The organism is Candidatus Pelagibacter communis, from assembly GCF_001179945.1.
GTDB classification, from domain to species: domain Bacteria; phylum Pseudomonadota; class Alphaproteobacteria; order Pelagibacterales; family Pelagibacteraceae; genus Pelagilacustribacter; species Pelagilacustribacter ubique_A.
Map to the genome: position 1 here is coordinate 1 of NZ_CVSG01000064.1, position 24,794 is coordinate 24,794.

The following is a 24,794-nucleotide window of genomic DNA, read 5'->3' on the forward strand; positions in this document are numbered from 1 at the left end:
AAAGCATTAAGTTTTTTTGCATTTTCAATATTCTTTATATATGCTTGTGTAAGTTCTAATGAGGATATCTTCTTAGACTTTATACTTTCCAAAATTTCACTTAAACTTTGATTAGTTATATTGCTCATTACTCAACCACCTTTGGAACTACAAAAAACTCCTCATTTTTTTTCGGGGAATTTTTAAGAATTTTTTCTCTTATCTTGCCATCACTGATTTCGTCTTTCCTTGATCTCAATGACTGGTTTAAAATCGATGTTAATGGTTCAACTTTATCAGTATTTAGTTCATTTAATTGTTCAATAAACTTGAAAATTGAGTTTAAATCTTTGGTTAAGCTATCTACTTTAGCATCATCAACTGAAATTCGAGCTAATTTTGCTACATGTTTAATTTTCTCTTTATCTAAGGACATTTGTGCAATAAGTTAATTTAAATGTGTTTTATCACAAATTAGGTAAATTTCATGCTCGATATTGACGTATTTATTGAAAAAACTAGGAAAAAATCAAGATTAATAGGTATTGATCCTGGCGGTAAGAGAATTGGAATAGCTCTATCAGATGAAAATAAAATTGTAGCTACGCCATACACCACGATTATTAAAGAAAATTATAGAGACTTAGTTGACCAAATAAAGAAAATCGTTAAGGAGTATGATATTGATGGAATAGTCATAGGTAATCCAATTAATATGGATGGAACGGAAGGGTCTTCTTCACAATCAGCCAAAGACCTGGCTAAAAATCTTTCAAAAGATATTACTGAAAATATCACTTTATGGGATGAGAGGCTATCTAGCCAAGGGGCCTTTAATCTATCTAATGATTTAGCAATTAATTCGTCAAAAAAAGTGAGGAAATTAGACGAGAATTCTGCTCAATTTATACTTCAAGGGATGCTTGATTATTATCATAATAAAAATACTTGATATAATATAGTAAAAGGCCTATAGAGTTGATTTTAATGGCAACTACAAAAAAAGTTACAGCTATTAAAAACACTCCCAAACATCTATTAGGTATACAAAATTTATCAGTCCTTGAGGCAAAAGAGATTTTAACCGAAGCAAAATCTTTCATAAAATTAAATAGAGGAAGTTCTAAAAAACTAGATGTTCTTAGGGGAAAAACTCAAATAAACTTATTTTTTGAACCTTCTACAAGGACACAGAGTTCATTTGATCTAGCTGGAAAAAGACTAGGAGCGGACGTAATGACGATGAATATGGGTAACTCTGCATTAAAAAAAGGTGAAACATTAATTGACACTGCCATGACATTAAATGCCATGCATCCTGACATTATTGTTATAAGACATCAAGACTCGGGTGCACCAAATCTTCTTTCACAAAAAGTAAATTGTACAGTCATCAATGCAGGTGATGGAAGGAGAGAACACCCTACACAAGCCTTACTTGATGCTTTAACAATCATTAATAGAAAAGGAAAGATTGAAGGATTAAAAATTGCAATTTGTGGAGACATTCTTCATTCAAGAGTTGCTAGATCAAATATTTATTTAATGAATATGTTGGGTGCAGAGGTAAATGTCATCGCGCCAAAAACTTTAATGCCTAAGGGAATAGATAATTTAGGAGTTAAATCATTTACAGATATGAAGAAAGGATTAGACGGATGTGATATTGTAATGATGCTAAGATTACAAAATGAAAGAATGCAGGGATCTTTTCTTCCATCAAAGAGAGAATATTATGAATTTTTCGGACTAACGCCAGATAAACTTAAGTTTGCAAAAAAAGATGCTTTACTAATGCACCCTGGTCCAATGAACAGAGGTGTTGAGATTGATACTAAATTAGCAGATGACATAAATGTTAGTCTGGTGAAAGAACAAGTTGAATTAGGAGTAGCTGTCAGGATGGCATGTTTAAAATTGTACTGTAAATAAATGAAAGAAAAAATTTTGACAAATGTAAGAATTATCGACCCATCTCAAAAGATGGATGAAATAGGAAATATAGTTATCGATGAAAAAGGAAAAATAAAATCCATTGGAAAAAAATCAGGCACATCTAAATCAGCAGAAAAAATTGATTTGAAAGGCCTAGTAGCTATTCCTGGATTAGTTGATATGAAAGCTTTTGTTGGAGAGCCTGGCTTTGAATATAAAGAAAATTTTAGAACATTAAGCCAAGCAGCTTTGGCAGGTGGAGTAACTTCAATTGTAACTATGCCAAATACTAAGCCAGTTATAGACAACGTATCTATGGTGGACTTTATAATTAGAAGGGGTAGAGATAAAGCTAAGGTAAATCTTTTTCCATGTGCTTCGATTACTAGACAGATAGAGGGTAATCAGATGACTGAATTTGGTTTGTTAAAAGCAAGAGGAATTATTGGTTTTAGTGATGTTAATAAAACTATCCAAAATTCTGAATTGATGTCTAGAATAATGAACTATGCTTCAGACATTGATGTTCTGATTATGCAACATGCCGAGGATTATGAATTAGCTAAAAATTCATGCATTAATCAGGGCGAAGTGGCAACAAGATTAGGTTTACAAGGTGTCTCAGATATTGCTGAAAAGATTATTATTGAAAGGGATTTATCTTTATTAAGTGAATTTCCTTGCAGATATCATATTAATCAAATTTCCTCAAAAAATTCTCTTAATGTTATTAAAAAAAATAAATCTAATGGAATAAAATTCAGCACAGGGGTTTCTATTAATAATTTATCGTTAAATCAAAATGACATTGGAGAATTTAGAACTTTTTTGAAATTATCTCCCCCTCTCAGAAGCGAGGAGGATAGACTTTCATTAATAGAGGGAATAAAGAATGATCTAATTAATGTAATTGTATCAGATCACATTCCTGAAGATGAGGAAAGTAAAAGACTTCCGTTTGCACAAGCAGCGACAGGTTCTATCGGTATAGAGACATTGCTATCTTTATCTTTAGAGCTTTACCATAATGAGTCATTGCCTTTGGAAAAAATAATTAAGTGCTTAACGATTAATCCAGCTAAGATACTTAAAATAGATAAAGGATCCCTTAAAGAAGGATCGGATGCAGATATTTGTATATTTGACTTAGAAAAACCATGGGTAGTGAAAGCAGAAGAGCTGAAATCAAAATCAAAAAATACTGCAGTTGAAAATAGAAAGTTACAAGGTAAAGTAAAAATGACTTTGCTCAATGGTGAAATAGCATATTCAAACTAATGGATTTAAATTTAATTATTGTAGCAATTTATTCATATCTTTTGGGGTCAATTCCATTTGGATTATTGTTAACAAAAATATTTCTCAAAAAAGATATCAGGACAGTCGGCTCAGGAAATATAGGGACTACAAATGTTTTAAGAACTGGAAATAAATTTGTTGCAATATCAACTTTAGCTTTAGATTTATTTAAAGGATATATTTCAGTTTATATAACAATGTCTTATTATGAAAACTTAATATCTTTATCTGCATTAATTTGTTTCATTGGTCATATTTTTCCTATTTGGTTAAAATTTAAAGGAGGAAAAGGCGTAGCAACCTACCTTGGAATAATTTTAGCACTGTCTTATAAATTTTTTTTAATTTTTAGTATATGTTGGATTTCCTTAGCATTATTATTTAGGTTTGCATCATTGTCTTCAATGATTTCTGTATTTATAGTTTTTCTCTACGCATATTTTTTTAAAATAAATAACAATATTCTTATACTTTTTATTTTTTTCGTGGTGATTCTTTTTACCCACAAAGAAAATATTTTAAGACTTAAAAGTTCTACAGAAAATAAAATTAAGTTATAAGTGCTGTCTTTTCTAGTTTTTCAATAATAAATTTGACAAACTCGTTTAATTTTGAAAATAAACAATTAATGAACTTAGTAATTGTTGAAAGTCCTGCTAAAGCAAAAACTATAAATAAGTATTTAGGAAAAGATTATTTAGTTTTAGCTAGTTATGGTCATATAAGAGATTTACCATCCAAAAATGGATCAGTAGATCCTGAAAATAAATTTCAAATGGAGTGGGAAATTGATTCTTTTTCAAAAAAATATCTAAAAGAAATTACAACTGCTGCTGAAGAGTCAGATAAAATTATTTTAGCTACAGACCCAGATCGTGAGGGTGAAGCTATAGCTTGGCATGTTAAAGAAGTTCTAGAAAAAAAGAAATTGCTCAAAGATAAAAATTTAGAGAGAGTTGTCTTTAATGAAATTACTAAGAAAGCAATACTTGATGCTATAAAAAATCCAAGACAAATTCATTTACCATTAGTTGAAGCTTACTTAGCTAGACGAGCACTAGATTACCTTGTTGGATTTAATATCTCTCCAATTCTTTGGACAAAACTTCCTGGATCAAAATCAGCAGGAAGAGTTCAATCTGTAGCCTTAAAGCTAATAACTGAAAGAGAAAAGGAAATAGAGTTATTTAAACCTGAAGAATATTGGACACTTACATCAGACTTTACGAATAAAGATAATAAAAATATTTTCTCAAAATTAAGTTTATTTAACGGAGAAAAAATTGAAAAATTTTCCTTCAAAAATAAAGATGAAATACAAAAAGCAGTTGATGTAATCAATAAAACAAAATTTAAAATTTCGGATGTAAACACAAAAGTATTCAGAAGAAACCCACTAGCCCCTTTTACAACTTCAACCTTACAACAAACTGCTTCAGGAAGATTTGGTTTTGGAGCTTCCAGAACAATGCAAATTGCACAACGGCTTTATCAAGGCGTAGATATCGAAGGTGAGACAACTGGGTTAATTACTTATATGAGAACCGATGGCACAAATATTTCAAAAGAAGCAATAGATGACTTTAGGAAATTTATTACTGATGATTATGGTGATAAATATTTACCAGTATCACCAAATAGTTATACAGGAAAAAAAGCAAAGAACGCTCAAGAAGCTCATGAAGCAATTAGGCCGACTAATATAAGCAGGAAACCCTCTGATATCAAAAAATATGTGAATGCTGATCAATTTAAACTCTATGAATTAATTTGGAGTAGAGCTTTATCGTCTCAAATGACTCCTGCAGAGTTTGATAGAAATACGATAATTATTTCTTCAAATGATAATAAAATAAACTTTAGAGCCAGTGGTTCAGTGGTAAAATTTGATGGATTTCTAAAAGTTTATCAAGTTCAAGAAACAGACGAGGACGCAAAGAATATTTTGCCTGAGGTTAAAATTGGAGAAGAAATTAATATACTTAAGTTAAATGACGAACAGCATTTTACAGATCCACCACCTCGATATTCTGAAGCTAGTTTAGTAAAAAAGATGGAGGAATTAGGTATAGGAAGACCCTCCACTTATGCTAGCATTATATCAGTATTATCAACGAGAAATTACGTTGAATTAATGAATAAAAGGTTTCACCCAACAGATAGAGGTAAACTAATTTCAGCTTTTTTAGAAAAACTATTCTCTAAATATGTTGATTATAATTTTACAGCAGATCTTGAAAATCAGCTTGATGAAATAACAAGCGGAAAAATTGAATGGGTAAAAGTTTTAGATAATTTTTGGAAAGATTTTTACGAAAATGTAGGAAAAGTAAAAGAAAAAAGAACAAGAGAAGTGCTAGATTTATTAAATGAAAGTTTAGGTGCATTAATTTTTGAAAGAGATGAAAAAGATGCAATAGATAGAAAGTGTAAGCTTTGTACTAATGGGGAACTAAGTCTTAAAAATAGTTTTAGAGGGGGAGCTTTTATTGGTTGTTCAAATTATCCAGAATGTAAATTTACTAGACCTTTGTCCAAAGCTAAAGCTGCTGCACAATATAATTTAGCTGAACCTAAGTTATTAGGTCAAAATAATAAAGGTAAAGATATATATTTGAAAAATGGAAGATTTGGTCCATATCTTCAATATGAAAAGGAAAAAGATGAACTTGAATTAAAAAAGAAAAAAGGAAAGAAAAAGAAAAACGAAAACGACCATTTGAAAAATGTTTCAATTCCAAAGGGTATTGATATTGATAGCGTTGATTTAGATAAAGCAAAATATTTATGTTCATTGCCAAAAGTTTTGGGCCAACATCCAGAAAACGGTCAAGATATTACATTAAATTCAGGAAGATTTGGGCCGTATTTAAAATGTGAAAATAAATCTGCAAGACTCGAAAATGTGGATGATCTTTTTTCTATTGGTTTAAATAGAGCCATTACAATGATTGCTGAAGCTAAACCTGGAAGGATATCTTCATCACTGATAAAAGATTTAGGGGAACATCCGGAAGATAAAAAACCAGTTAGAATCATGAAGGGACAGTATGGTCCATATATCAAATATAAATCTCTTAATGCTACAATTCCTGAAGAAAAAGATCCTAATGAATTAAATATGGAAGAAGCTCTGATTTTAATTGAAAAAAGAAAAGAATACGATAAGTCTAAGAAAAAGAAAAAAAAATGAGTCTTAACAGAACAAATATAGGATTATTACTAGGTGATCCTTCAGGTATTGGACCAGAATTAACAGTCAAATTACTAGATAGTGATGTGAGCAAAAAAGCTAACATTGTCGTAATTGGTGAAAAAAAAGTCTTAGAGGACGGTCAGGAAATTGCTGGAAAAAAAATAGATCTAAAATTTGTAGACAAGTTCGATGATGTTAATTTTGATGGGAAAACAAAATTTTTTTTAGACATTTCTAAAGGAACAAACAGATCATACGTAAAGAAACAGGTTTGTGCCGAGTCAGGTAAAAGTGTTTTAGAAGCTACTGAAATAGCCCTTAGTTTAGCAAAAAAAAATAAAATTCATGCAATTAATTTTGCTCCTATGAATAAAGCCAGCCTGATTAAAGGAGGCTGCGAGTTCAATGATGAACATGAACTATTTCAAAATAGGCTTAATGTTAAAGATTTTTGTTGTGAATTCAATGTTGTAGATAATTTTTGGACTGCAAGAGTGACTTCACATATACCAATAAAGGAAGTTGCTCAAAACATCACAAAAGAAAATATTTTAAAACCAATTAAACTTTTGAATAAGACACTTAAAATGAGCGGTATTGTAAACCCGAGAATAGCAGTACAAGCTTTAAACCCTCATGCTGAATTCGGTACGGAGGAAAAAGATGAAATTATCCCAGCTATTGAGGAAGCAAAAAAGATGGGTATAAAAGCTGATGGCCCGCTGCCATGTGATACTTCATTTATCACAGCTTTTAAAAATAAAAATCATGATTGTATTGTGGGAATGTATCATGATGCACTTCAGTGTGGTTTAAAAGCATTTGGTTTTGATAGAGGCGTGACCGTTTCAGGTGGTTTAGATATTCCAATTACAACACCTGCGCACGGTACTGCATTTGATATTACGGGAAAAAATATTGCTAATTTAGAGCCAACTATCCAATCATTCAAATTAGCAATTAAAATGGCTGAGAGTAAATTCAATGGGAAAAGTAATTGATAGAATCAATACATTAAAAATTAAACTACCAGAACCTAAACCTCCGGTCGGAGCATATGTTGCAACAAAAATTATTGGAAATTTACTATATATTTCTGGACAGGTCTCAATCGATGAAAATGCAAAACTTATCACAGGAAAAATTGGAAAAGATTTAAGTTTAGATGATGGATACAAAGCTGCAGAGAGATGTGGTTTGAGTATTATTGCTCATGTTAAAAATGCTTGTGGGGGAGATTTAGAAAAAGTTAAATCTTGTGTAAAATTGACTGGTTATGTTAACTCAACCGATAATTTCAAAGATCAGCCAAAAATTATTAATGGTGCATCAGATATAATAGCTAAAATTTTTGAGAAAAAAGGTGAACACACACGTGCTGCTGTGAGTGTAAACAGTTTGCCTTTAGGAGTTGCAGTAGAAGTTGATGCTATTTTTGAACTTAAATAGAATTAGGTCTACCAACAGAGAAATATTTGATCTTATTTTTTTTCATTTCCTCTGCAGAATAAAGGTTTCTTAAATCATACACTTTAAAATTTCTTTTTTTAACTATGTTTTTAAAATTAATCGATTTGAATTCATCCCATTCAGTTAGTAGAATTACTAAATCTGCACCATTGCAATTAGACTTAATATTATTTTTGTAATTACAGTTTTTAATTTTCATAAATTCATTTTTTTCACCAGAAGGATCATAGTAATTAACTTTTGCTCCTTTTTTGCATAGATAAGGTATCATGCTAAGACTAGTAGAATCTCGCATATCATCAGTATTTGGTTTAAATGTAACTCCTAAGAAAGAAATTCTTTTATTTTTTATATTTGAACCCAAGATTTTATGAATTCTTTGAGTGAGTAAATTAACTCTTTCTTTATTAGATTTAATAACTGATTTCACAACTGATAGATTTATTTTATATTTCTCTGCGGCAGATACGAGACCTTTTGTATCTTTTGGAAAGCATGAGCCTCCGTATGCTGGGCCAGCACGTAAAAACCTACCGCCTATTCTACTATCAGAGCCTATTCCTAGTGAAATATCTTCTATATTAACTCCAGATTTTTCACATAAGTTTGCAAGTTCATTTATAAAAGTAATCTTAGTTGCGAGAAAAGCATTTGATGCATATTTTATTAACTCAGCTCCTCTTCTTGAGGTAGTAAAAAATTTTGAACCTTTGTTAATTACTGGTGCATAAAGTTTTCTCATAATATTGAAAGTTTTTTTTTCGTTAGATCCTATTACAATTCTATCTGGATATCTAAAATCTCGTATTGCTTCACCCTCTCTTAAGAATTCAGGATTTGAAATTACTGTAAAAAGTTTTTTCTTTTTTTTTAAAATTTTTTCAATCTCATCACCTGTTCCTACAGGCACAGTAGACTTAGTAATGATAATTTTTTTTCTTTTTGAATATTTTAATATCTCTTTCGTGCATTTATAAACGAAAGATAAATCAACTTTAATTGATCCTTTTTTTGTAGGAGTTCCCACGCATATAAAAATTATATCTGATGAGTTTATGGCTCTATCAATATTTGAAGTAAATGAAAGACGTTTGGCTGTAAAATTTTTTTTAATTAATTCATCTAATCCTGGTTCATAGATTGGAGAAATTCCAGAGTTGAGTTTCTCTATTTTGTTTTTATTTTTATCAACACAAACAACCTGGTTGCCTATGTCAGCAAAGCAGACTCCGCTAACTAATCCAACATAACCAGTTCCAATCATACATAATTTCATTTAATTTCCCTTAGATATTTGAATTCCTGAATTTATATATCCACTTAAAGTTCCACAATCTAAATATCTGCCCTTAAAAATATTTCCGTAAAATTTATACTCTTTTTTAATTAAACTTCTAATTGCGTCAGTAATATGTATTTCTCCTCCTTGGCCAGGTTTTAATTTTTTAATTTCACTAAAAATTTTTGTTGGCAATATATATCTTCCAATAATTGCAAAATTTGATGGCGCTTTTTTGATGCTAGGTTTCTCTACAACATCTTTAATTCGAAAATAGCTTTTTTTTTTATTTTGGATTGATAAAATTCCCCATCTTGACACTGTTTTTCTCTCTACTCTTTTTGTAGCGATTATAGAACCTTTAGTTTTTTTATGTAGACGTATCATTTCTTTTGAACAATTGTTTTTTATTATTAAGTCATCAGGTAAAAGCATTAAGAAATATTTACTTTTAATTAATTTTTGGCATTTTAAAACTGCATCGCCAGTACCTTTTGGCTTATTTTGATAAACAAATTTTATCATTTTTTGATATTTTTTTATTTTTTTATATTCTCCAATTAGTCTTTTATCTTTCTTCTTTTTTATTATCTTTTTATAAAAACTGTCATTAAAAAAATATTTTTTAATCGAAAGTTTTTTTTTTGAAATTATAAATATAAATTCCTTTACACCTGCTTCAATGCATTCATCTAATATATATTGTAAATTAGGTTTACCATTGATGGGCATTAACTCTTTTGGCATTACACTTGTCAAAGGAAGCAATCTAGTTCCTAAACCTGCTAATGGAATTATGGCTTGTTTTATCATATGATTCTTATATTAGTTATTATCATTGCTTTATAGAAATGAAAATATTTAAAGATAAACATACCCTTCAGAAAGAGATCTTAAAAACTAAAGGGATATCATTTGTGCCAACAATGGGCGCATTACATAAAGGGCATATTTCATTGATCAAAAAATCTAAGAAATCTAGGTTAAAAACTTTAGTATCTATTTTTGTGAACCCCAAACAGTTTCAAAAAAAAAGAGATTTTAGAAACTATCCTAGAAAAACAACACAGGATATTAAACTGTTAAAAAAATTGAAAATCAATTACCTATATATTCCAACATCAAATGACATATACGGATTTAAACCTAGAAACAAAATTTTCTTAGATAAATCATCAAAAAAATTATGTGGTAAATTTAGAAAAGGCCATTTTGAAGGTGTATTAAACGTAGTAAACAGGTTTATAGAAATAATTAGACCTAAATATATATATTTAGGGAAAAAAGATTATCAGCAACTTTTTTTAATTAAAAGACACATAGAAAAAAGAAAGATCAAATCTCGAATAATTGAATGTGAAACTATTAGAGAAAATAATGGAGTAGCTTGTTCATCGAGAAATTCTAAACTGAGTAAAAATCAAATTAAAGTTGCATCAAATATTCATAATTATCTTAGAAACTTAAAGAAAAAAATAAGAAAAAATTATAATTTATTTAATACAAATGAAATAAAAAAAGATTTATTAAATTTAGGTGCAAATAAAATAGATTATGTAGAAAATTATAATATTAAAAATTTTAAAAGAATAATAAAATCGGATAAAAATTTTAATTTATTTTTTGCATATTACATCAAAAATATAAGATTAATCGATAATATCTAATTAAGAAAATAAAAAGATCCTAGACCTAGAAAAGAGAGAAAGCCAATAACATCTGTAATAGTTGTTACAAAAACACTTGATGCTAAAGCAGGATCGACATTTAATTTTTTAAGCGAAACTGGAACTAAAATTCCAAATAAGCCTGCAACAATCATATTTAAGATCATTGAAATTCCTATTAATAGAGAAAGATTTAGTTCTTTAAACCATAATTGAACTATTATTGCAGTGATTATTGCAAAAATAATACCGTTTAAAATACCTATTAGAAATTCCTTTCCAACAACACGATTAAAATTACTTTTTGATAATTCTTTTGTAGCTATAGCACGTATTGTAACTGCTAACGTTTGCATACCAGCATTCCCTCCCATTGATGCTACTATTGGCATTAAAAAAGCTAAAGCAACCATCTGTTCTATTGATGCACCAAAGAAACTAATTACCCAAGTTGCAAGCAAAGCAGTAAACAAATTTAATAATAACCAGTTAAATCTTCTTTTAGTTTTAAGCATTACACTATCAGTAATTTCCTCATCTCCTACCCCCGCTAAACGTAATGCGTCTTCCTCGGCTTCTTCTTGAACAACAGTAACAACATCATCTGCTGTAATCATTCCAACTAGTTTATTTTCTTTATTCACTACTCCTGCAGAAACCAAGTTATAGTTTTCAAAAGTAAGACCAACTTCTTCTTTATCCATATTAACTGAGATTAAAACTGGCATTTCCCTCATTATAGAACTCATTTTTAAGTCCCTAGATGTTCTCAAAACTCTTGAAGAAGGAACAGTTCCGATGGGTTTAAAGTCATTGTCTACAATAAATATTTCTAAGAATTCTTCTGGTAGATCTTTATTTTCTCTAAGATAATCTATAGTCTGACCGACAGTCCAATTACTAGGAACAGCTGTGAATTCTCTTTGCATTATTCTTGCTGCGGAGTCTTCTGGATAACTTAGCCCCTCTTGTAAGAGAAACTTATCTTTTGGAGGAAGTTTTTCTAAAACTTTTTCTTTTATTTCTTTAGATAAATTTTCAAGAATTTTTATTGCATTATCTGACTCTAAACGCTTTATTATTTTAATTAAAGACTCGATAGACAGTAATTGCAAAACCTCGCTTTGAATGGACTCGTTTAATTCAATGAATATCTCTGGATCAATATTAAAAGACTCAATCTCAATAAGCTTTGTTCTTGTATCCGGATTTAAATTTTCAATTAAATTAGCTACATCAGCTTCATGAAGATCTTTAAGTGTTTGATTGATAAACTCAACGTTTCGTTTCTCAATATTTTGAGTGAAAGTGTTGATAAACTCTTTATTAAAATCTAAGTTGACTTTTTTTGTTTCAGTAGATTTTGGTAAAGCCATAAATGCCTCTTTAAGTTTTTTTGAGACTATTAGTCTATAAAATGGTAAAATTCAATTTAAATGAGTATAGAAATTAAAATCAGCAAAAAACGTATATCCTACGAAACGGCGATGCTTTTTCTCAATAAAAGAGTAGAGCAAGTAAAAAATGGTAAAAAAAGAGAATTATTATGGATCTTAGAGCATCCAACAACTTATACTGCTGGAGTTAGATTTAATAAAAAAGAAATATTAGATAAAAAAATTGAAATAATTCAAACAAATAGAGGAGGTAAAATAACTCTTCATAACCCTGGTCAAAAAATTGTTTACTTTGTAATTAATCTTAATAATAGGAAAAAAGATATAAGAAAATTTATAAGTGCAATTGAAAATAGTATAATTCAGTTTTTAAAGATTTATAAAATTAAAGCTAAAAAAGATAAAAAAAATATTGGTATTTGGGTAGACTCAAAAAAAATTGCTGCGATTGGTATAAGAGTATCGAGATGGATTGCGTATCACGGGTGTTCAATAAATATTTCGAATAATTTAGAGAAATATCTTAAAATTATTCCTTGTGGCTTAAGTAATAAAAAAGTCACTTCGGTATTAAAAGAAAGAAAAATTAAAATAAATAATTATGAAAATAAGTTAGCTGAAATTTTTACAAAAAATATAAAAGAAATTTAAATTTTTTTTTTAAGAAAATCTTCAAATATATTATCATAATTTGCTTTAAAATTATATTGAACATTATTTATCATGAACTTAATCCTATAAGCATGAAGCATTAGACTTTTAATTTTAATTCGCTTTCTATTATTTAGAAAATATTTATCGTCTCCGACTATAGGACATCCTATATTTAATAATTGCTTACGTAGTTGATGTTTTCTTCCTGTTATTGGATTGAGCTCTAAAAATGTATAATCTTCATTCGATTTAATTATTCTTAGATTTGAGATAGCTTTTTGAGTAATTTTTTTATTATTCTCGAAATAAATCAGATTATCTCTCATAATTTTAATTGATTTATTAACTTTTCCATACACAATTGCCAAATAGGTTTTGTGAATTTTTCTGATTCTAAACAATGATGTAAAAAGTTGAGCAAATTTTCTATTTTTAGCAATTATTAGGACTCCTGAGGTTTCTTTATCTAGTCTATGAACAATAAAAGGCTTAGAGTTTTCAAAATATTTTGTATTTTTAAGAATATCAATTATATTTTTTAGTGATTTGGTTCCTGATTGAACTGGTATACCTGTTGGTTTGTTTATTACTATAAAATTTTCATTATCTTCTAAAACATATTTGTCATAAGACCCTATCTCCCTTTTTTTTGGCAAATACTTAATCTTTTTTTTCTCATTTGTGGGTTTAAATCTATTGATATCAAAAATCTCAACTAAATCTCCCGTTTGTAATCTATAAGATGATTTAGTTTTTTTTTTATTAATTTTAATTTTATTATTTCTTATAATTTTCTCTATTAAAGAGTGTGGTAAGTTTATTATCTTTTGTTTAAACCACTTGTCTAGACGCGAGTTATTAAAATCTTCATCAACAGTAAAAGATTTGCGCATGTAAGCTGAATTATTTGCTTGCTACTTTTTGTTTAGTTTCAGGTTCTTTTGATTTTTCTTTAGTTTCAATCTTCTTAGGTTTATCAATTTTTTTTGCCTCTGGGTTTCTATCAACTAATTCAATAACAGCCATAGGTGCATCATCTCCAGTTCTAAAGCCAGCTTTTAATACTCTTGAATAGCCACCTTTCCTTGAACTGTATCTTTTAGATAGTTCATTGAAAACTTTTGTGACAGATTTTTTATCTTGAAGTTTTGAAAAAAGCCTTTTTTTGTTACTTAAATCATTTTTTTTACCAATAGTTATAACTTTATCTATTTGAGGTTTTAGCTCTTTAGCTTTAGGAAGAGTGGTAACTATTTGTTCATATTTAATTAATGAATTTAGCATGTTCTTAAATAATGCTTTTCTGTGCTCGCTTGTTTTGTTTAATTTTCTATAACCAATACCGTGTCTCATTAGTAATTATTTTCCTCTAATTTCTTAGATAATTCTGCAATATTGTCAGGTGGCCAATTAGGAATTTCCATGCCTAAATATAAAGACATTGTATTTAAGACCTCTTTTATTTCATTCAAAGATTTTCTTCCAAAATTAGGTGTTCTTAACATTTCTGGCTCAGTCTTTTGGACTAAGTCTCCAATATAAATGATATTATCATTTTTTAAACAATTCATAGATCTAACTGATAATTCCAGCTCCTCAACTCTCTTTAGCAAATTCCTATTGAACTCAGGTTCTGAGGATTTCACTTCTTTTACAACTTCTTGAGGATCCTCAAAATTAACAAACATTGATAACTGATCCTGGAAAATCCTAGCAGAATAAGCTATAGCATCCTCTGCATCAACAGTACCATTCGTTTCAACAGTCATAATTAATTTATCGTAATCTAATGCACTACCTGCTCTAGTGTTCTCTACCGAGAATGAAACTTTTTTTACTGGGCTAAAAAGAGAGTCTATTGAAATTAAGCCTAATGGGCTATCCTCAGTTTTGTTTTTAGGAGCCTGGACATAACCTTTGCCTGTGTCTACCATTAATTCCATATGAAAATTGGTTTTTTCATCTAAATTACAAATGGTTTGATCGGGATTAAGAATTTCTATCTCAGGAACTAAAGTTATATCTTTAGCTTTAACTTCTTTTGGGCCTTTAATATCTAATATTATTTTTTTTGGACTTGAAGAAGAAGATTTGATAGCTAAATTTTTAACATTTAACACTATGTCTGTAACATCTTCTCTTACACCTTTTATTGATGAAAACTCATGTAATACTCCGTCAATTTGGATTGCTGTAACAGCAGCACCTTGAATAGATGATAACAATATTCTTCTTAAAGAATTTCCAATAGTTTGCCCAAATCCTTTCTCTAAAGGTTCTGCAACTACCTTGGCAATTGTTTTATCATCATTGCTTGTAATGTCTAATTTATTTGGTTTAATTAATGCTTTCCAGTTCTTATCTATTACATTTGTTGTTGTTTGCATTTATACTCTCCTTCTTTTTGGTGGTCTTGCTCCGTTATGTGGCATTGGTGTTGTATCTTTTATTGATAAAATTTTAAATCCCTTTGATTGTAAAGACCTCAACGCAGTCTCTCTACCAGATCCAGGGCCTTTAACTTGAACTGTTAATGTTCTCATACCTTGTTCATACGCTTTTGCGCCCGCATCATCAGCTGCAATTTGCGCAGCATATGGAGTTGATTTTCTCGAGCCTTTAAAGCCTTTAGCTCCAGCGGATGACCATGAGACAACATTTCCATTTTCGTCAGATATAGAAATAATTGTATTGTTAAAAGTTGAGTAAACGTAAGCTATACCAGTTGTAATATTTTTTTTTACTTTTTTCTTTTTTTTAAAAGATGAAACTTTTTTAACCTCTATTTTTTTATCAATTTTTTTATCTTTATTTTCATCTTTTTTTTTCATTTTATTCGTGCTTATTTTTTAAGAGGTGTTAATTTTTTTCCGGCAATTGCGATAGCTTTACCTTTACGTGTTCTAGCATTACATTGAGTTCTTTGACCTCTTACAGGTAACTTTTTTTTATGTCTTGTTCCTCTATAACAAGCTAAATCCACTAATCTTTTTATATTAACTGATACCTCTCTTCTTAAATCACCTTCAACTTTATGATTAGCATCAATAAACTCCCTTATTTTTAATACCTCATCTTCAGATAAATCATTAACTCGTTTCGAAACTGGTATATTCAATTTTTTACATATTCTCTTCGAAGAATAGTATCCAATTCCATGTATGTAGGTAAGAGCTATACTGACAACTTTATTTTGTGGAATATTAATTCCTGCTATACGAGCCATAATTATATGAATTTAGTTTAATGCGTATTTATATTGTGTAATCATTTAAAGTCAACCCTAGATGCCATCAATTAAGCCGCTAATTTCATCATTAATTTGAGATATACTGTTTTCTCCGTTAATAACCTTAAGTAATTTAGATTGTCTATAATAATCCAAAACAGGTGCAGATGATTGTTCATAGGTATTAAATCGTTTTATTGCAATCTCTTCATTATCATCAGCTCTTTTTTCTATGGATTTTCTTTCTAATATTCTTTTTTTTATTGTTTCTAAGCTAACATTCAATTTTAATACAATATCAATTTTTTGTTTATATTTATTTAATAAAATATCCAAATTTTTTGCTTGAGTTAAAGTTCTTGGATATCCATCAAATATAATTCGGTTTTTATAATTTTCATTTGAAATAAATTTTTCTATTAAATCACTTACTATTTTATCTGATACAAGTTCGCCAGCATTCATAATAGAAGAGATTTTGTTACCTAAATCTGTCCCATTTTTAATTTCATTTCGTAAAAGATCTCCAGTAGATAATTGGTGTATATTATATTTTTGAACTATAAACTTAGATTGTGTTCCTTTACCTGCACCTGGAGGGCCAAAAATAACAATGTTCATCTTCATTATTATTTTCCAAATTTAGTTTTTTTAATTAAAGACTCGTATTGAGAACTCATTAATCTAGTCTGAACCTGTGTAACTGTATCCATTGCCACTACAACAACAATTAAAATCGATGTGCCTCCTAAATAAAAAGGTATTGGGTATTTTGCAATTAGAAATTCTGGCATTAAACACACAAAAGTTAAATAAAGAGATCCAACAGTAGTCAATCTAATTAAAATCATTTCGATATACTCTGCTGTCCTCTCCCCTGGTCTAATCCCTGGAATATATCCTCCATATTTTCTCAAATTTTCAGCTGTTTCTTTCGGATTAAAAACGATTGATGTATAAAAAAAAGAAAAGAAAATTATCCCGGAAGCATATAACAACATGTAAAGAGGTTGACCTTGAGTAAACATTGATGAGATTTTAAGAAAAGTATCTGACTCTGTAAATCCAAAATTAGAAATTGTTATAGGTAATAATAATAAAGCTGAGGCAAAAATTGCTGGTATAACCCCTGCCGTGTTTATCTTAAGAGGAAGATGAGAAGACTCGCCACCATACATTTTATTCCCTACTTGTCTTTTGGGATAATTAATTAAGATTTTTCTCATTGCTCTCTCAAAAAAAACAATAAATAAAACAGTTAAAATTACTAAAATAAAAATACCAACAATCATTAATGCAGATAATGCGCCAGTACGTCCTAATTCAAAAGTTGAGGCTAGGGCTCTCGGAATTTCTGCAACAATCCCTGAGAAAATGATCAAAGAAATACCATTACCTACTCCTCTAAGTGTAATTTGTTCACCTAACCACATTAAGAAAGTTGTTCCAGCAACCAGTGAAATAGTTGTAATAATCCTAAAATATAAACCAGGTTCAATTACTAAATTACCTGCATTTTCAAGGCCGACTGAAACGCCATAGCCTTGTAAACAAGCGATTAACACTGTTCCGTATCTAGTTATTTGTGTTATTTTCTTTCTTCCTATTTCACCTTGTTCTTTAAGATTTTTAAAATAATCTGAAACTCCTGTTAATAGTTGCACAATAATTGCTGAAGAAATATAAGGCATAATTCCTAAAGCAAAAATTGCCATTCTTGTAACTGCTCCTCCAGAAAACATATTAAACATCCCGAGCAGACCTTTTTGACTAGATGACATTATTTCCTTTAATGCCGAAGGGTCAATTCCAGCTAAAGGTACGTAGGTACCTAGTCTGTAAATAATTAGAATTAGAATGGTGAAAAGAATTCTATTTTTTAAGTCTTTTGCTTGAGAAAATGCACCTGCTGTATTTAGTGTTTCACTAGACATCAAAATTATTTTTTTATTATGCTTATTTTAGCACCTACTTTTTCTATTTTTTCTAAAGCTTGTTTTGATGCAAAATGAGCTGTAATAGTGATAGCATTTTTTAATTCTCCAGAGCCTAAGATTTTAAGCTTTTCAACTTTTTTGCCGACCAAATTTCTTTCTTTAAGAGTTTTTAAATCTAAATTATCTTTTAAATTATTTTTTGATTTACTAATCAAGCTCTGAATTTTGGATAAATTTAAAATTACTATATTTTTTTTTGTAAAATTTTTAAATCCTCTCTTAGGTAATCTTCTGTAAAGTGGCATTTGTCCTCCTTCGAAACTTTTTATTGCAACACCAGATCTAGATTTTTGACCTTTGTGACCTCTTGAAGAAGTTTTTCCTTTTCCAGATCCAATGCCTCTGCCAACTCTGATTTTTTTTTTGTTTATTTTTGATAAAGAATTTAAATTCATTATTTAGCCTCTCTTTTAAGAACTATATCAGATATTTTTTTTCCTCTTATATTCGATAAGATTTTCGGTGAAATTTGTGATTTAAGTCCATTCAAACAAGCTTTAAGTACATTGTGAGGATTGGCGGACCCCAATGATTTAGCTACGACATCTTGTATTCCAATTACTTCACAAACAGATCTAATTGCTCCACCTGCGATTATTCCAGTACCAGCAGGAGCTGCTCTAAGAAAAACTTTACCTGATCCATTTTTACCTTTTACATCATGATGCAAAGTTCTACCCTCTTTTAATGGGATCTTTATTAAATTTCTTTTTGCCACTTCAGTTGCTTTTTTTATCGCATCAGGTACTTGTTTCGATTTACCTTGTCCAATTCCTATAGAACCTTTTTGATTGCCAACAACAACGAGAGCAGCAAATCCAAACCTTCTGCCCCCTTTTACAACTTTTGTAATTCTGTTTATTGCTACCAATTTTTCTTTTATTTCATTTTCAATTTTTTTGTTTTCACTCATATTAAAATTTCAATCCATTTTTTCTTAAAGTTTCTGCAAATGTTTTTACTCTGCCATGATACTTATGTTGACCTCTATCAAAATATACTTGGCTTATATTTTTTTCTTTAGCTCTTTTTGCTAAAATCTCTCCAATAAAACTAGATTTTTCAATTTTTTTCATTTTTTTATTTTTAATCTCTTTTTCAATAGATGATGCAGAAACTAGAGTTTTATTCTGCCTATCATCAATTATTTGTGCTGATAAGTTATTTAATGATTTTGTGATAGATATTCTATATCTTTCATTTCTAACGGATTTTAGTTTTTTTCTATTTCTTAGTTTTCTTTTAAGTTTGCTTGAGACTTTTTTCATTATTTCTTCTTTCCTTCTTTTCTAAGAACAAATTGTCCCCTCTCTTTAATACCTTTTGCTTTATAAGGTTCTACAGGTTTAAGGCTTTTAATATCTGCAGCAATTTTTGAAACAAGTTCTTTATCAACACCGCTTATCTTAATTATTGTTTGTTTTTCAACTGCAATTTTTATTTCTTTGGGTATTTTAAAATTTATATCATGACTAAAGCCAAGTTGAAGATTTAATGTTTCGCCTTTCAAATTAGCTCTAAAACCAACACCAGATAATTCTAGAATTTTTTCGTGTCCTTTTGATACACCTAAAATCGCGTTATTTATAATACTCCTGTAAGTGCCCCATAAAATAGAGATCTTTTTATCGATTTTTTTATCTATAGGTGTTATTTGAAATTCACTTTGATTGATTTTCGAGGAAAAAATTTTGTCGTTTATTGTTAATTTTGTTGTTCCTTTTGGACCTGTGATAGTTAAATCAGAGCCCTCAATTTTTATAGAGGAGTCTTTTGGTACAATAATATTTTTTTTTCCTATCTTAGACATTAAAACACCCTACAAATTATTTCCCCACCAAGATTATTTTTTCTAGCATCTGAGTCACTCATTACCCCTTTCGGCGTGGATAGTATTGCTAAACCAAGTCCATTCATTACTCTAGGTATACTTGTGGCTCTTGAATAAACTCTACGCCCAGGTTTTGATACTCTTTTAATTTCTTTAATTACTGGATCACCCTCATAGTATTTTAATGAAATTTTGAGACTTACTTTATTTTTCTCTGACTTATCTATAAAGAAATCCTTAATGTAACCCTCGTTTTTTAAAATTGTTAAAATATTTTTTCTAAATTTTGAAGAAGGTATTTCTATTGAGCTCAATGATCTCATCTGTCCATTCCTAATTCTTGAAAACATATCTCCTATTGGATCTGTAAATGTCATATTTCTCCTACCAACTTGATTTTGTAATACCTGGAATTTTACCTGAAGATGCCATATCTCTCAGTGCTATTCTTGATATTTTTAATTTTCTATAAACTCCGTGAGGTCTACCTGAAATCTCACACCTATTTCTAATTCTAATCTTCGAAGAATTTTTGGGTAATTTATTTAACTTAAGTTGAGCTTCAAATCTCTCAGATAATTCTAATTTTTTATTATTTATAATTTTTTTTAACTCAGCTCTTTTTTTTGCAAACCTCTTAACAAGTTTCATTCTTTTTAAGTTTTTTTCTACTGCACTCTTTTTTGCCATATATACCTCAGTTTTGTTTTTGAATAATTGGAAAATTTAACTCTTTAAGTAGTTCTATAGTTCCTTCTCTGCTTTTGCTTATAGTTACTAATGTAATGTCAATACCTCTAATCTTGTCCACCTTGTCAAAATTTACTTCAGGAAAAATGATATGTTCTTTTATTCCAAAAGAGTAATTAAAAGAGTCGTCAACACCTTTAGAAGACAATCCTCTAAAGTCTTTAATTCGTGGTAAAGCAATATTTACCAATCTATCGATGAACTCATACATTTTGTATGATCTTAAAGTGACTTTTATACCTGCGTTTGATCCTTTTCTTGTCTTAAAATTAGAAATTGATTTTTTAAATTTAGTTATTACTGGCTTTTGTCCAGAGATCAAGGACATATCATCTGCGCAAGCCTTAAGTCTTTTTCCATCCGAAGCCTCTTCACCTAGACCCATATTTAATACAATTTTTTTAATCCTTGGTACTTCATGCTTATTTTTTAAAGAAAGTTTATGCATTAGTTTAGCAACTATTTCCTTTTCATAAGAAATTTTTAATCTTGGTATCATTTATTTCCGGCCGCTTTCTTTTCTTTTTTTTTTAAGTCGATGTTTTTAATATTTGAAAGGTGAATAAAATTTTCTTTTGAAATAATTCCACCTTTGTTTTCTTTTGTTGGTTTTAAATGTTTTTTTATCATGTTTATAGACTTAACTTTTACTTTTTTTTGTTTTTTATTTATTTCTAATATTTCTCCAGTTTTTCCTTTATCTTTACCTGTAATAATTTTGACTTGTGTTCCTTTTTTTATAATCATTTATAAGACCTCCGGAGCTAATGAAATTATTTTAGTGTGTCCTCTTGTTCTAAGCTCTCTTGTAACTGGACCAAAAATTCTTGTTCCAATTGGCTCACCTTTATCGTCAGTTAGTACTACTGCATTTGTATCAAATTGAACTTTAGAACCATCATTTCTATAGATTTCTTTTTTTGTTCGAACAACAACTGCTTTATGAACAGATCCTTTTTTGACTTTCCCTTTTGGAATAGCGTCTTTAACACTTATAACTATTAAATCCCCAACAGCAGCATATCTTCTCTTTGAGCCTCCTAATACTTTTATACACTCAACTCTTTTAGCTCCTGTATTGTCTGCAACAGTTAATTCTGTTTGTATTTGTATCATTTGTCCATTACCTGCCAAGTTTTCTTTTTTGAATAAGGTTTGCTCTCAATAATAAATACTTCTTCACCCTCCTTAAACTTATTTTTTTCATCGTGAGCATGGTACTTTTTTGATCTTTTAATTATCTTTTCATAAAAAGGGTGTTTAAATTTTCTTGTTACCTCAACAACAATTGTCTTATCGCTTTTTGCACTTTTAACTATTCCTTTTAATATTTTTTTTGTCATTTTGTATTTTTTATTGTTGTATATAATCTAGCAATACTTTTTTTTATTTCTGCGTATTGAGCATGATTATTTATTTGATTATTAATTTTCTTAAACCTAATATTAAATAAATCTTTTTTCAAAGTTAGAATTTTTTTCTCTGCTTGGTCTTTAGTTAACTTTTTATCTTCTTTTTTCTTTACCATAGTTATCTTTTTATAAATTTTGTTTTAATTGGAAGTTTAGCTGAAGCCTTATATAAAGCTTCTCGTGCTACATCTTCACTTACACCATCAATCTCAAAAATTATTCTCCCTGGTTTTACTCTACATGCATAGTATTCAGGTGATCCTTTTCCTTTACCCATTCTGACCTCAGTAGGTTTTTTGGAAACTGGGATATTAGGAAAAATTCTTGTCCAAACTTTACCTGTTCTTTTCATATATCTAGTTAGAGCAACTCTAGCTGCCTCGATTTGTTTTCCTATTATTCTCTCTGGCTCAATTGCCTTTAAGCCAAACTGACCATAATTTAATACTACAGCTCGCGCAGCTTTACCGTGAATTCTGCCTTTAAAAGCTTTTCTAAATTTGGTTCTTACTGGTTGTAGCATTTTTTACCCTTTCCTTTTTTTCTTTTTCTACATCTTTGGCCATTAATTCACCTTTATAAATCCAAACTTTAACACCAATTATTCCGTAAGTTGTTAAAGCTTCTGCAAATCCATAATCTATATCTGCTCTCAGAGTATGAGAAGGTATGCTTCCTTCTCTTAACCATTCTGTCCTTGCGATTTCGTTCCCGGCTAACCTTCCGCTTAACATTACTTTAATACCTTTAGCATTTAATCTCATAGCGGATTGCATTGCTCTTTTCATTGCTCTTCTATATGCCACTCTCTTAACAAGCTGTTGAGCAATATTTTCTGCAACTAAATTAGAGTTTAACTCCGGTTTTTTAATTTCTTTTATATTTACGTTTACATCGCCATTTGTAATTTTCATTATATTTTTTTTAATTTTTTCAATATCAGCGCCTTTTTTTCCGATAACAAATCCTGGCCTTGAGGTGTGGATTGATACTATGCACTGCTTAGATGATCTTTCGATAATTATTTCTGATACTCCTGAATTTACAATATTTTTTTTTATATATTTTCTTATTCTAAAATCCTCAATTAGATATTTTCCAAAATCTTTTTTCTTTGCAAACCAAGTAGAATCCCAGCCTCTGTTTATTCCTAACCTGAATCCAATCGGATTTATTTTTTGTCCCATTATTTACTCACTTTCTTTTCTTTTTTTTCCTCTAGAACAATAGTAATTCTGCTAAAAGGTTTTTTAATAGGACTAGCTCTTCCTTTAGCTCTTGGTCTGTACCTTTTCATTACTAAAGATTTTCCTACAAATGCCTCTTTTACAAATAAGTTATCTATATCAAACTGGTAATTATTCTCTGCGTTTGCAATTGCTGATTTTACTGTTTTGCTTACATCATGAGCAATTTTTTTTCGTGCGAATTCTAAATCTCTGAGAGCTACATCTGCTTTTTTACCTTTAATAAAATTACAAACCAAAGCAAGTTTTCTCGGGCTAGTTCTTACGTTTTTATTTATAGCTTTTACTAAAGTGTTGTCTTTACTCATTATTTTTTATCTCCTTCTGCAGGTTTTTCTGCTGCAGCTGCCTTTTTGTCAGCCGGTGTATGACCTTTAAAAGATCTTGTTGGAGCAAATTCACCCAATTTATGGCCGACCATTTCCTCAGATATAGTTATTGGTATAAAAGTTTTTCCATTATGTATCATGAAACTATGACCTACAAAATCTGGAATAATAGTAGAGTTTCTTGACCATGTTTTTATGGGTTTTTTACTTGTCGCTCCCTTTAATTTGTCTATTTTTTTTAATAAACTTGGGTGCACAAAAGGTCCTTTCCAGATTGATCTTGTCATTACTTATTTCTCTTCCTTCTTCTTGTGATTATAAATTTGTCACTCCGTTTTGGTTTTCTTGTTTTTAAGCCTTTAGCTGATTGACCCCAAGGTGAAACAGGACTTCTTCCCCCTGAAGTTTTTCCTTCTCCACCACCATGCGGGTGATCTACAGGATTCATTGCAACACCTCTTGTTTGAGGTCTTTTTCCTCTCCACCTGTTCCTTCCCGCCTTTCCTATTTTAATATTTTTTTGATCGGGATTAGACACTGTTCCAATTGTAGCTATACATGCGCTGCTAACTTTTCTAGTTTCTCCAGAAGCTAGTTTTAATATGGCATAATCACCGTCATAACCAGAAAGTGTCACCGAGGAACCTGCTGATCTTGCTAATTTTGCACCATTGCCAGGAATTAATTCAACATTATGTATTAGTGTTCCGGGTGGAATATCTTTTAATTCTAAAGAGTTGCCAATTTTTATTTCAACATTTTTACCTGACTCGATGACATCACCTTTTTTTAAACCTTGAGGACAAATAATGTATGCTTTTTCTTTATCTTGATAAGTTATCAATGCTATATATGCAGTTCTGTTAGGATCATACTCTATACGCTCGACTGTTCCTGGTATATTTTTCTTTTTTCTATAAAAATCTATAATTCTATATTTGTGTTTTGAGCCACCACCTATATGTCTAGAAGTTATCCTTCCAAAGTTATTTCTGCCACCTGTAAAGTTTTGACCTTTGGTTAAAGGCTTGTATGGTGCACCTTTCCACAAAGCACTCTTGTCTATTACAACTGTACCCCTGGTTGATTTTGTGTAAGGTTTGAATGTTTTTAAAGTCATAAA

General features: G+C 29.7%; 36 protein-coding genes. 9 read left to right on the forward strand and 27 right to left on the reverse strand.

Annotated elements, in window-relative coordinates; genetic code table 11:
- Positions 1–127 precede the first annotated feature (127 nt).
- A complete protein-coding gene (gene gatC, locus AMN78_RS01755) occupies positions 128–415 on the reverse strand; it encodes an Asp-tRNA(Asn)/Glu-tRNA(Gln) amidotransferase subunit GatC (RefSeq protein WP_075533886.1) in 288 nt (95 codons plus the stop codon).
- 51 nt (positions 416–466) lie between these two features.
- Between gatC and ruvX the strand changes: the two genes are divergently transcribed.
- The 7 genes from ruvX (at position 467) to AMN78_RS01790 (ending at position 7,858) form a co-directional block, all read left to right on the forward strand.
- Positions 467–931, forward strand: a complete 465-nt coding sequence (gene ruvX / locus AMN78_RS01760) for a Holliday junction resolvase RuvX (RefSeq protein WP_075533887.1) — start codon at positions 467–469, stop codon at positions 929–931.
- Positions 932–966: 35 nt separating this feature from the next.
- A complete protein-coding gene (locus AMN78_RS01765) occupies positions 967–1,911 on the forward strand; it encodes an aspartate carbamoyltransferase catalytic subunit (protein WP_075533888.1) in 945 nt (314 codons plus the stop codon).
- Entirely contained in the window at positions 1,912–3,192 is a 1,281-nt protein-coding gene (pyrC, locus tag AMN78_RS01770; RefSeq protein ID WP_075533889.1) for a dihydroorotase, read from the forward strand. It abuts the gene before it with no gap.
- Positions 3,192–3,773 (forward strand): glycerol-3-phosphate 1-O-acyltransferase PlsY, encoded by a 582-nt coding sequence (gene plsY / locus AMN78_RS01775; RefSeq protein WP_075533890.1) that lies wholly within the window; start codon positions 3,192–3,194, stop codon positions 3,771–3,773. Before pyrC ends, plsY begins: the two co-directional genes overlap by 1 nt.
- A gap of 68 nt (positions 3,774–3,841) precedes the next feature.
- The gene (gene topA, locus AMN78_RS01780; protein ID WP_075533891.1) at positions 3,842–6,406 is read left to right on the forward strand and encodes a type I DNA topoisomerase; all 2,565 of its coding nucleotides are present in this window, start codon (positions 3,842–3,844) and stop codon (positions 6,404–6,406) included.
- A complete protein-coding gene (locus tag AMN78_RS01785; RefSeq protein ID WP_075533892.1) occupies positions 6,403–7,410 on the forward strand; it encodes a 4-hydroxythreonine-4-phosphate dehydrogenase PdxA in 1,008 nt (335 codons plus the stop codon). Before topA ends, AMN78_RS01785 begins: the two co-directional genes overlap by 4 nt.
- Positions 7,394–7,858 carry a RidA family protein gene (locus AMN78_RS01790; RefSeq protein ID WP_075533893.1) on the forward strand — a complete coding sequence of 155 codons (465 nt, stop codon included), beginning with the start codon at positions 7,394–7,396 and terminating at the stop codon, positions 7,856–7,858. The genes AMN78_RS01785 and AMN78_RS01790 overlap by 17 nt, the downstream gene beginning before the upstream one ends.
- On the opposite strand, the gene AMN78_RS01795 is transcribed toward AMN78_RS01790, so the two are convergent.
- A complete protein-coding gene (locus AMN78_RS01795) occupies positions 7,851–9,155 on the reverse strand; it encodes a UDP-glucose dehydrogenase family protein (protein ID WP_075533894.1) in 1,305 nt (434 codons plus the stop codon). The two genes, AMN78_RS01790 and AMN78_RS01795, sit on opposite strands and share 8 nt — an antisense overlap.
- Positions 9,156–9,971 carry a sugar phosphate nucleotidyltransferase gene (locus tag AMN78_RS01800; protein WP_075533895.1) on the reverse strand — a complete coding sequence of 272 codons (816 nt, stop codon included), beginning with the start codon at positions 9,969–9,971 and terminating at the stop codon, positions 9,156–9,158.
- A 38-nt stretch (positions 9,972–10,009) separates the two neighbouring features.
- Between AMN78_RS01800 and panC the strand changes: the two genes are divergently transcribed.
- Entirely contained in the window at positions 10,010–10,825 is an 816-nt protein-coding gene (gene panC, locus AMN78_RS01805; protein WP_075533896.1) for a pantoate--beta-alanine ligase, read from the forward strand.
- On the opposite strand, the gene mgtE is transcribed toward panC, so the two are convergent.
- Positions 10,822–12,201 carry a magnesium transporter gene (gene mgtE / locus AMN78_RS01810; protein ID WP_075533897.1) on the reverse strand — a complete coding sequence of 460 codons (1,380 nt, stop codon included), beginning with the start codon at positions 12,199–12,201 and terminating at the stop codon, positions 10,822–10,824. The genes panC and mgtE overlap by 4 nt on opposite strands.
- Positions 12,202–12,261: 60 nt before the next feature.
- On the opposite strand from mgtE, the gene lipB reads away from it, so the two are divergent.
- On the forward strand, positions 12,262–12,873 hold the full coding sequence (gene lipB, locus AMN78_RS01815; RefSeq protein ID WP_075533898.1) for a lipoyl(octanoyl) transferase LipB: 612 nt from the start codon (positions 12,262–12,264) through the stop codon (positions 12,871–12,873).
- Here the strand turns inward: lipB and AMN78_RS01820 are convergent.
- Genes AMN78_RS01820 through rplB form a run of 23 tightly spaced genes read right to left on the reverse strand, consistent with a single transcriptional unit; the run spans position 12,870 to position 24,791 of the window.
- Positions 12,870–13,769, reverse strand: a complete 900-nt coding sequence (locus tag AMN78_RS01820) for an RluA family pseudouridine synthase (RefSeq protein ID WP_075533899.1) — start codon at positions 13,767–13,769, stop codon at positions 12,870–12,872. The two genes, lipB and AMN78_RS01820, sit on opposite strands and share 4 nt — an antisense overlap.
- Before the next feature lie 10 nt (positions 13,770–13,779).
- Positions 13,780–14,229 (reverse strand): 50S ribosomal protein L17, encoded by a 450-nt coding sequence (gene rplQ, locus AMN78_RS01825; RefSeq protein WP_075533900.1) that lies wholly within the window; start codon positions 14,227–14,229, stop codon positions 13,780–13,782.
- Entirely contained in the window at positions 14,229–15,263 is a 1,035-nt protein-coding gene (locus AMN78_RS01830; RefSeq protein WP_075533901.1) for a DNA-directed RNA polymerase subunit alpha, read from the reverse strand. Before AMN78_RS01830 ends, rplQ begins: the two co-directional genes overlap by 1 nt.
- Complete coding sequence (rpsK, locus tag AMN78_RS01835) at positions 15,264–15,707, reverse strand: 30S ribosomal protein S11 (protein WP_075533902.1); 444 nt, start codon at positions 15,705–15,707, stop codon at positions 15,264–15,266. It lies immediately after the preceding gene.
- An 11-nt stretch (positions 15,708–15,718) separates the two neighbouring features.
- Entirely contained in the window at positions 15,719–16,102 is a 384-nt protein-coding gene (gene rpsM, locus AMN78_RS01840; RefSeq protein ID WP_075533903.1) for a 30S ribosomal protein S13, read from the reverse strand.
- A gap of 57 nt (positions 16,103–16,159) precedes the next feature.
- Entirely contained in the window at positions 16,160–16,726 is a 567-nt protein-coding gene (locus AMN78_RS01845) for an adenylate kinase (RefSeq protein WP_218836543.1), read from the reverse strand.
- A gap of 8 nt (positions 16,727–16,734) precedes the next feature.
- A complete protein-coding gene (gene secY / locus AMN78_RS01850; protein WP_075533905.1) occupies positions 16,735–18,039 on the reverse strand; it encodes a preprotein translocase subunit SecY in 1,305 nt (434 codons plus the stop codon).
- A 5-nt stretch (positions 18,040–18,044) separates the two neighbouring features.
- Positions 18,045–18,500, reverse strand: coding sequence for a 50S ribosomal protein L15 (rplO, locus tag AMN78_RS01855; protein WP_179850597.1), 456 nt, complete (start codon positions 18,498–18,500; stop codon positions 18,045–18,047).
- Complete coding sequence (gene rpsE, locus AMN78_RS01860; RefSeq protein ID WP_075533907.1) at positions 18,497–19,015, reverse strand: 30S ribosomal protein S5; 519 nt, start codon at positions 19,013–19,015, stop codon at positions 18,497–18,499. Before rpsE ends, rplO begins: the two co-directional genes overlap by 4 nt.
- 1 nt (position 19,016) lies before the next feature.
- The gene (rplR, locus tag AMN78_RS01865) at positions 19,017–19,370 is read right to left on the reverse strand and encodes a 50S ribosomal protein L18 (RefSeq protein ID WP_075533908.1); all 354 of its coding nucleotides are present in this window, start codon (positions 19,368–19,370) and stop codon (positions 19,017–19,019) included.
- Positions 19,370–19,912 (reverse strand): 50S ribosomal protein L6, encoded by a 543-nt coding sequence (gene rplF / locus AMN78_RS01870; protein WP_075533909.1) that lies wholly within the window; start codon positions 19,910–19,912, stop codon positions 19,370–19,372. The genes rplR and rplF overlap by 1 nt, the downstream gene beginning before the upstream one ends.
- Complete coding sequence (gene rpsH, locus AMN78_RS01875; protein WP_075533910.1) at positions 19,912–20,310, reverse strand: 30S ribosomal protein S8; 399 nt, start codon at positions 20,308–20,310, stop codon at positions 19,912–19,914. Before rpsH ends, rplF begins: the two co-directional genes overlap by 1 nt.
- Before the next feature lie 7 nt (positions 20,311–20,317).
- Positions 20,318–20,623 (reverse strand): 30S ribosomal protein S14, encoded by a 306-nt coding sequence (rpsN, locus tag AMN78_RS01880; protein WP_075533911.1) that lies wholly within the window; start codon positions 20,621–20,623, stop codon positions 20,318–20,320.
- Positions 20,624–20,630: 7 nt separating this feature from the next.
- Positions 20,631–21,182, reverse strand: coding sequence for a 50S ribosomal protein L5 (gene rplE / locus AMN78_RS01885; RefSeq protein WP_075533912.1), 552 nt, complete (start codon positions 21,180–21,182; stop codon positions 20,631–20,633).
- Entirely contained in the window at positions 21,179–21,430 is a 252-nt protein-coding gene (rplX, locus tag AMN78_RS01890; RefSeq protein ID WP_256997693.1) for a 50S ribosomal protein L24, read from the reverse strand. The genes rplE and rplX overlap by 4 nt, the downstream gene beginning before the upstream one ends.
- Entirely contained in the window at positions 21,431–21,799 is a 369-nt protein-coding gene (rplN, locus tag AMN78_RS01895; protein ID WP_075533913.1) for a 50S ribosomal protein L14, read from the reverse strand. It abuts the gene before it with no gap.
- The gene (gene rpsQ / locus AMN78_RS01900) at positions 21,796–22,026 is read right to left on the reverse strand and encodes a 30S ribosomal protein S17 (RefSeq protein ID WP_075533914.1); all 231 of its coding nucleotides are present in this window, start codon (positions 22,024–22,026) and stop codon (positions 21,796–21,798) included. The genes rplN and rpsQ overlap by 4 nt, the downstream gene beginning before the upstream one ends.
- Positions 22,023–22,211 carry a 50S ribosomal protein L29 gene (rpmC, locus tag AMN78_RS01905; RefSeq protein ID WP_075533915.1) on the reverse strand — a complete coding sequence of 63 codons (189 nt, stop codon included), beginning with the start codon at positions 22,209–22,211 and terminating at the stop codon, positions 22,023–22,025. Before rpmC ends, rpsQ begins: the two co-directional genes overlap by 4 nt.
- 2 nt (positions 22,212–22,213) lie before the next feature.
- Complete coding sequence (rplP, locus tag AMN78_RS01910; RefSeq protein ID WP_075533916.1) at positions 22,214–22,618, reverse strand: 50S ribosomal protein L16; 405 nt, start codon at positions 22,616–22,618, stop codon at positions 22,214–22,216.
- Complete coding sequence (rpsC, locus tag AMN78_RS01915; protein ID WP_075533917.1) at positions 22,590–23,282, reverse strand: 30S ribosomal protein S3; 693 nt, start codon at positions 23,280–23,282, stop codon at positions 22,590–22,592. The genes rplP and rpsC overlap by 29 nt, the downstream gene beginning before the upstream one ends.
- Positions 23,282–23,650 (reverse strand): 50S ribosomal protein L22, encoded by a 369-nt coding sequence (gene rplV, locus AMN78_RS01920; RefSeq protein ID WP_075533918.1) that lies wholly within the window; start codon positions 23,648–23,650, stop codon positions 23,282–23,284. Before rplV ends, rpsC begins: the two co-directional genes overlap by 1 nt.
- Positions 23,650–23,958 (reverse strand): 30S ribosomal protein S19, encoded by a 309-nt coding sequence (gene rpsS, locus AMN78_RS01925; protein WP_075533919.1) that lies wholly within the window; start codon positions 23,956–23,958, stop codon positions 23,650–23,652. The genes rplV and rpsS overlap by 1 nt, the downstream gene beginning before the upstream one ends.
- The gene (rplB, locus tag AMN78_RS01930) at positions 23,958–24,791 is read right to left on the reverse strand and encodes a 50S ribosomal protein L2 (protein ID WP_075533920.1); all 834 of its coding nucleotides are present in this window, start codon (positions 24,789–24,791) and stop codon (positions 23,958–23,960) included. The genes rpsS and rplB overlap by 1 nt, the downstream gene beginning before the upstream one ends.
- Between the last annotated feature and the right edge of the window lie 3 nt (positions 24,792–24,794).

Coding starts and splice junctions, on each gene's coding strand:
- gatC (WP_075533886.1), bottom strand. CDS start 415: ATGTCCTTAGATAAAGAGAAAATTAAACATGTAGCAAAATTAGCTCGA.
- ruvX (WP_075533887.1), top strand. CDS start 467: ATGCTCGATATTGACGTATTTATTGAAAAAACTAGGAAAAAATCAAGA.
- AMN78_RS01765 (WP_075533888.1), top strand. CDS start 967: ATGGCAACTACAAAAAAAGTTACAGCTATTAAAAACACTCCCAAACAT.
- pyrC (WP_075533889.1), top strand. CDS start 1,912: ATGAAAGAAAAAATTTTGACAAATGTAAGAATTATCGACCCATCTCAA.
- plsY (WP_075533890.1), top strand. CDS start 3,192: ATGGATTTAAATTTAATTATTGTAGCAATTTATTCATATCTTTTGGGG.
- topA (WP_075533891.1), top strand. CDS start 3,842: ATGAACTTAGTAATTGTTGAAAGTCCTGCTAAAGCAAAAACTATAAAT.
- AMN78_RS01785 (WP_075533892.1), top strand. CDS start 6,403: ATGAGTCTTAACAGAACAAATATAGGATTATTACTAGGTGATCCTTCA.
- AMN78_RS01790 (WP_075533893.1), top strand. CDS start 7,394: ATGGGAAAAGTAATTGATAGAATCAATACATTAAAAATTAAACTACCA.
- AMN78_RS01795 (WP_075533894.1), bottom strand. CDS start 9,155: ATGAAATTATGTATGATTGGAACTGGTTATGTTGGATTAGTTAGCGGA.
- AMN78_RS01800 (WP_075533895.1), bottom strand. CDS start 9,971: ATGATAAAACAAGCCATAATTCCATTAGCAGGTTTAGGAACTAGATTG.
- panC (WP_075533896.1), top strand. CDS start 10,010: ATGAAAATATTTAAAGATAAACATACCCTTCAGAAAGAGATCTTAAAA.
- mgtE (WP_075533897.1), bottom strand. CDS start 12,201: ATGGCTTTACCAAAATCTACTGAAACAAAAAAAGTCAACTTAGATTTT.
- lipB (WP_075533898.1), top strand. CDS start 12,262: ATGAGTATAGAAATTAAAATCAGCAAAAAACGTATATCCTACGAAACG.
- AMN78_RS01820 (WP_075533899.1), bottom strand. CDS start 13,769: ATGCGCAAATCTTTTACTGTTGATGAAGATTTTAATAACTCGCGTCTA.
- rplQ (WP_075533900.1), bottom strand. CDS start 14,229: ATGAGACACGGTATTGGTTATAGAAAATTAAACAAAACAAGCGAGCAC.
- AMN78_RS01830 (WP_075533901.1), bottom strand. CDS start 15,263: ATGCAAACAACAACAAATGTAATAGATAAGAACTGGAAAGCATTAATT.
- rpsK (WP_075533902.1), bottom strand. CDS start 15,707: ATGAAAAAAAAAGATGAAAATAAAGATAAAAAAATTGATAAAAAAATA.
- rpsM (WP_075533903.1), bottom strand. CDS start 16,102: ATGGCTCGTATAGCAGGAATTAATATTCCACAAAATAAAGTTGTCAGT.
- AMN78_RS01845 (WP_218836543.1), bottom strand. CDS start 16,726: ATGAACATTGTTATTTTTGGCCCTCCAGGTGCAGGTAAAGGAACACAA.
- secY (WP_075533905.1), bottom strand. CDS start 18,039: ATGTCTAGTGAAACACTAAATACAGCAGGTGCATTTTCTCAAGCAAAA.
- rpsE (WP_075533907.1), bottom strand. CDS start 19,015: ATGAGTGAAAACAAAAAAATTGAAAATGAAATAAAAGAAAAATTGGTA.
- rplR (WP_075533908.1), bottom strand. CDS start 19,370: ATGAAAAAAGTCTCAAGCAAACTTAAAAGAAAACTAAGAAATAGAAAA.
- rplF (WP_075533909.1), bottom strand. CDS start 19,912: ATGTCTAAGATAGGAAAAAAAAATATTATTGTACCAAAAGACTCCTCT.
- rpsH (WP_075533910.1), bottom strand. CDS start 20,310: ATGACATTTACAGATCCAATAGGAGATATGTTTTCAAGAATTAGGAAT.
- rpsN (WP_075533911.1), bottom strand. CDS start 20,623: ATGGCAAAAAAGAGTGCAGTAGAAAAAAACTTAAAAAGAATGAAACTT.
- rplE (WP_075533912.1), bottom strand. CDS start 21,182: ATGATACCAAGATTAAAAATTTCTTATGAAAAGGAAATAGTTGCTAAA.
- rplX (WP_256997693.1), bottom strand. CDS start 21,430: ATGATTATAAAAAAAGGAACACAAGTCAAAATTATTACAGGTAAAGAT.
- rplN (WP_075533913.1), bottom strand. CDS start 21,799: ATGATACAAATACAAACAGAATTAACTGTTGCAGACAATACAGGAGCT.
- rpsQ (WP_075533914.1), bottom strand. CDS start 22,026: ATGACAAAAAAAATATTAAAAGGAATAGTTAAAAGTGCAAAAAGCGAT.
- rpmC (WP_075533915.1), bottom strand. CDS start 22,211: ATGGTAAAGAAAAAAGAAGATAAAAAGTTAACTAAAGACCAAGCAGAG.
- rplP (WP_075533916.1), bottom strand. CDS start 22,618: ATGCTACAACCAGTAAGAACCAAATTTAGAAAAGCTTTTAAAGGCAGA.
- rpsC (WP_075533917.1), bottom strand. CDS start 23,282: ATGGGACAAAAAATAAATCCGATTGGATTCAGGTTAGGAATAAACAGA.
- rplV (WP_075533918.1), bottom strand. CDS start 23,650: ATGAGTAAAGACAACACTTTAGTAAAAGCTATAAATAAAAACGTAAGA.
- rpsS (WP_075533919.1), bottom strand. CDS start 23,958: ATGACAAGATCAATCTGGAAAGGACCTTTTGTGCACCCAAGTTTATTA.
- rplB (WP_075533920.1), bottom strand. CDS start 24,791: ATGACTTTAAAAACATTCAAACCTTACACAAAATCAACCAGGGGTACA.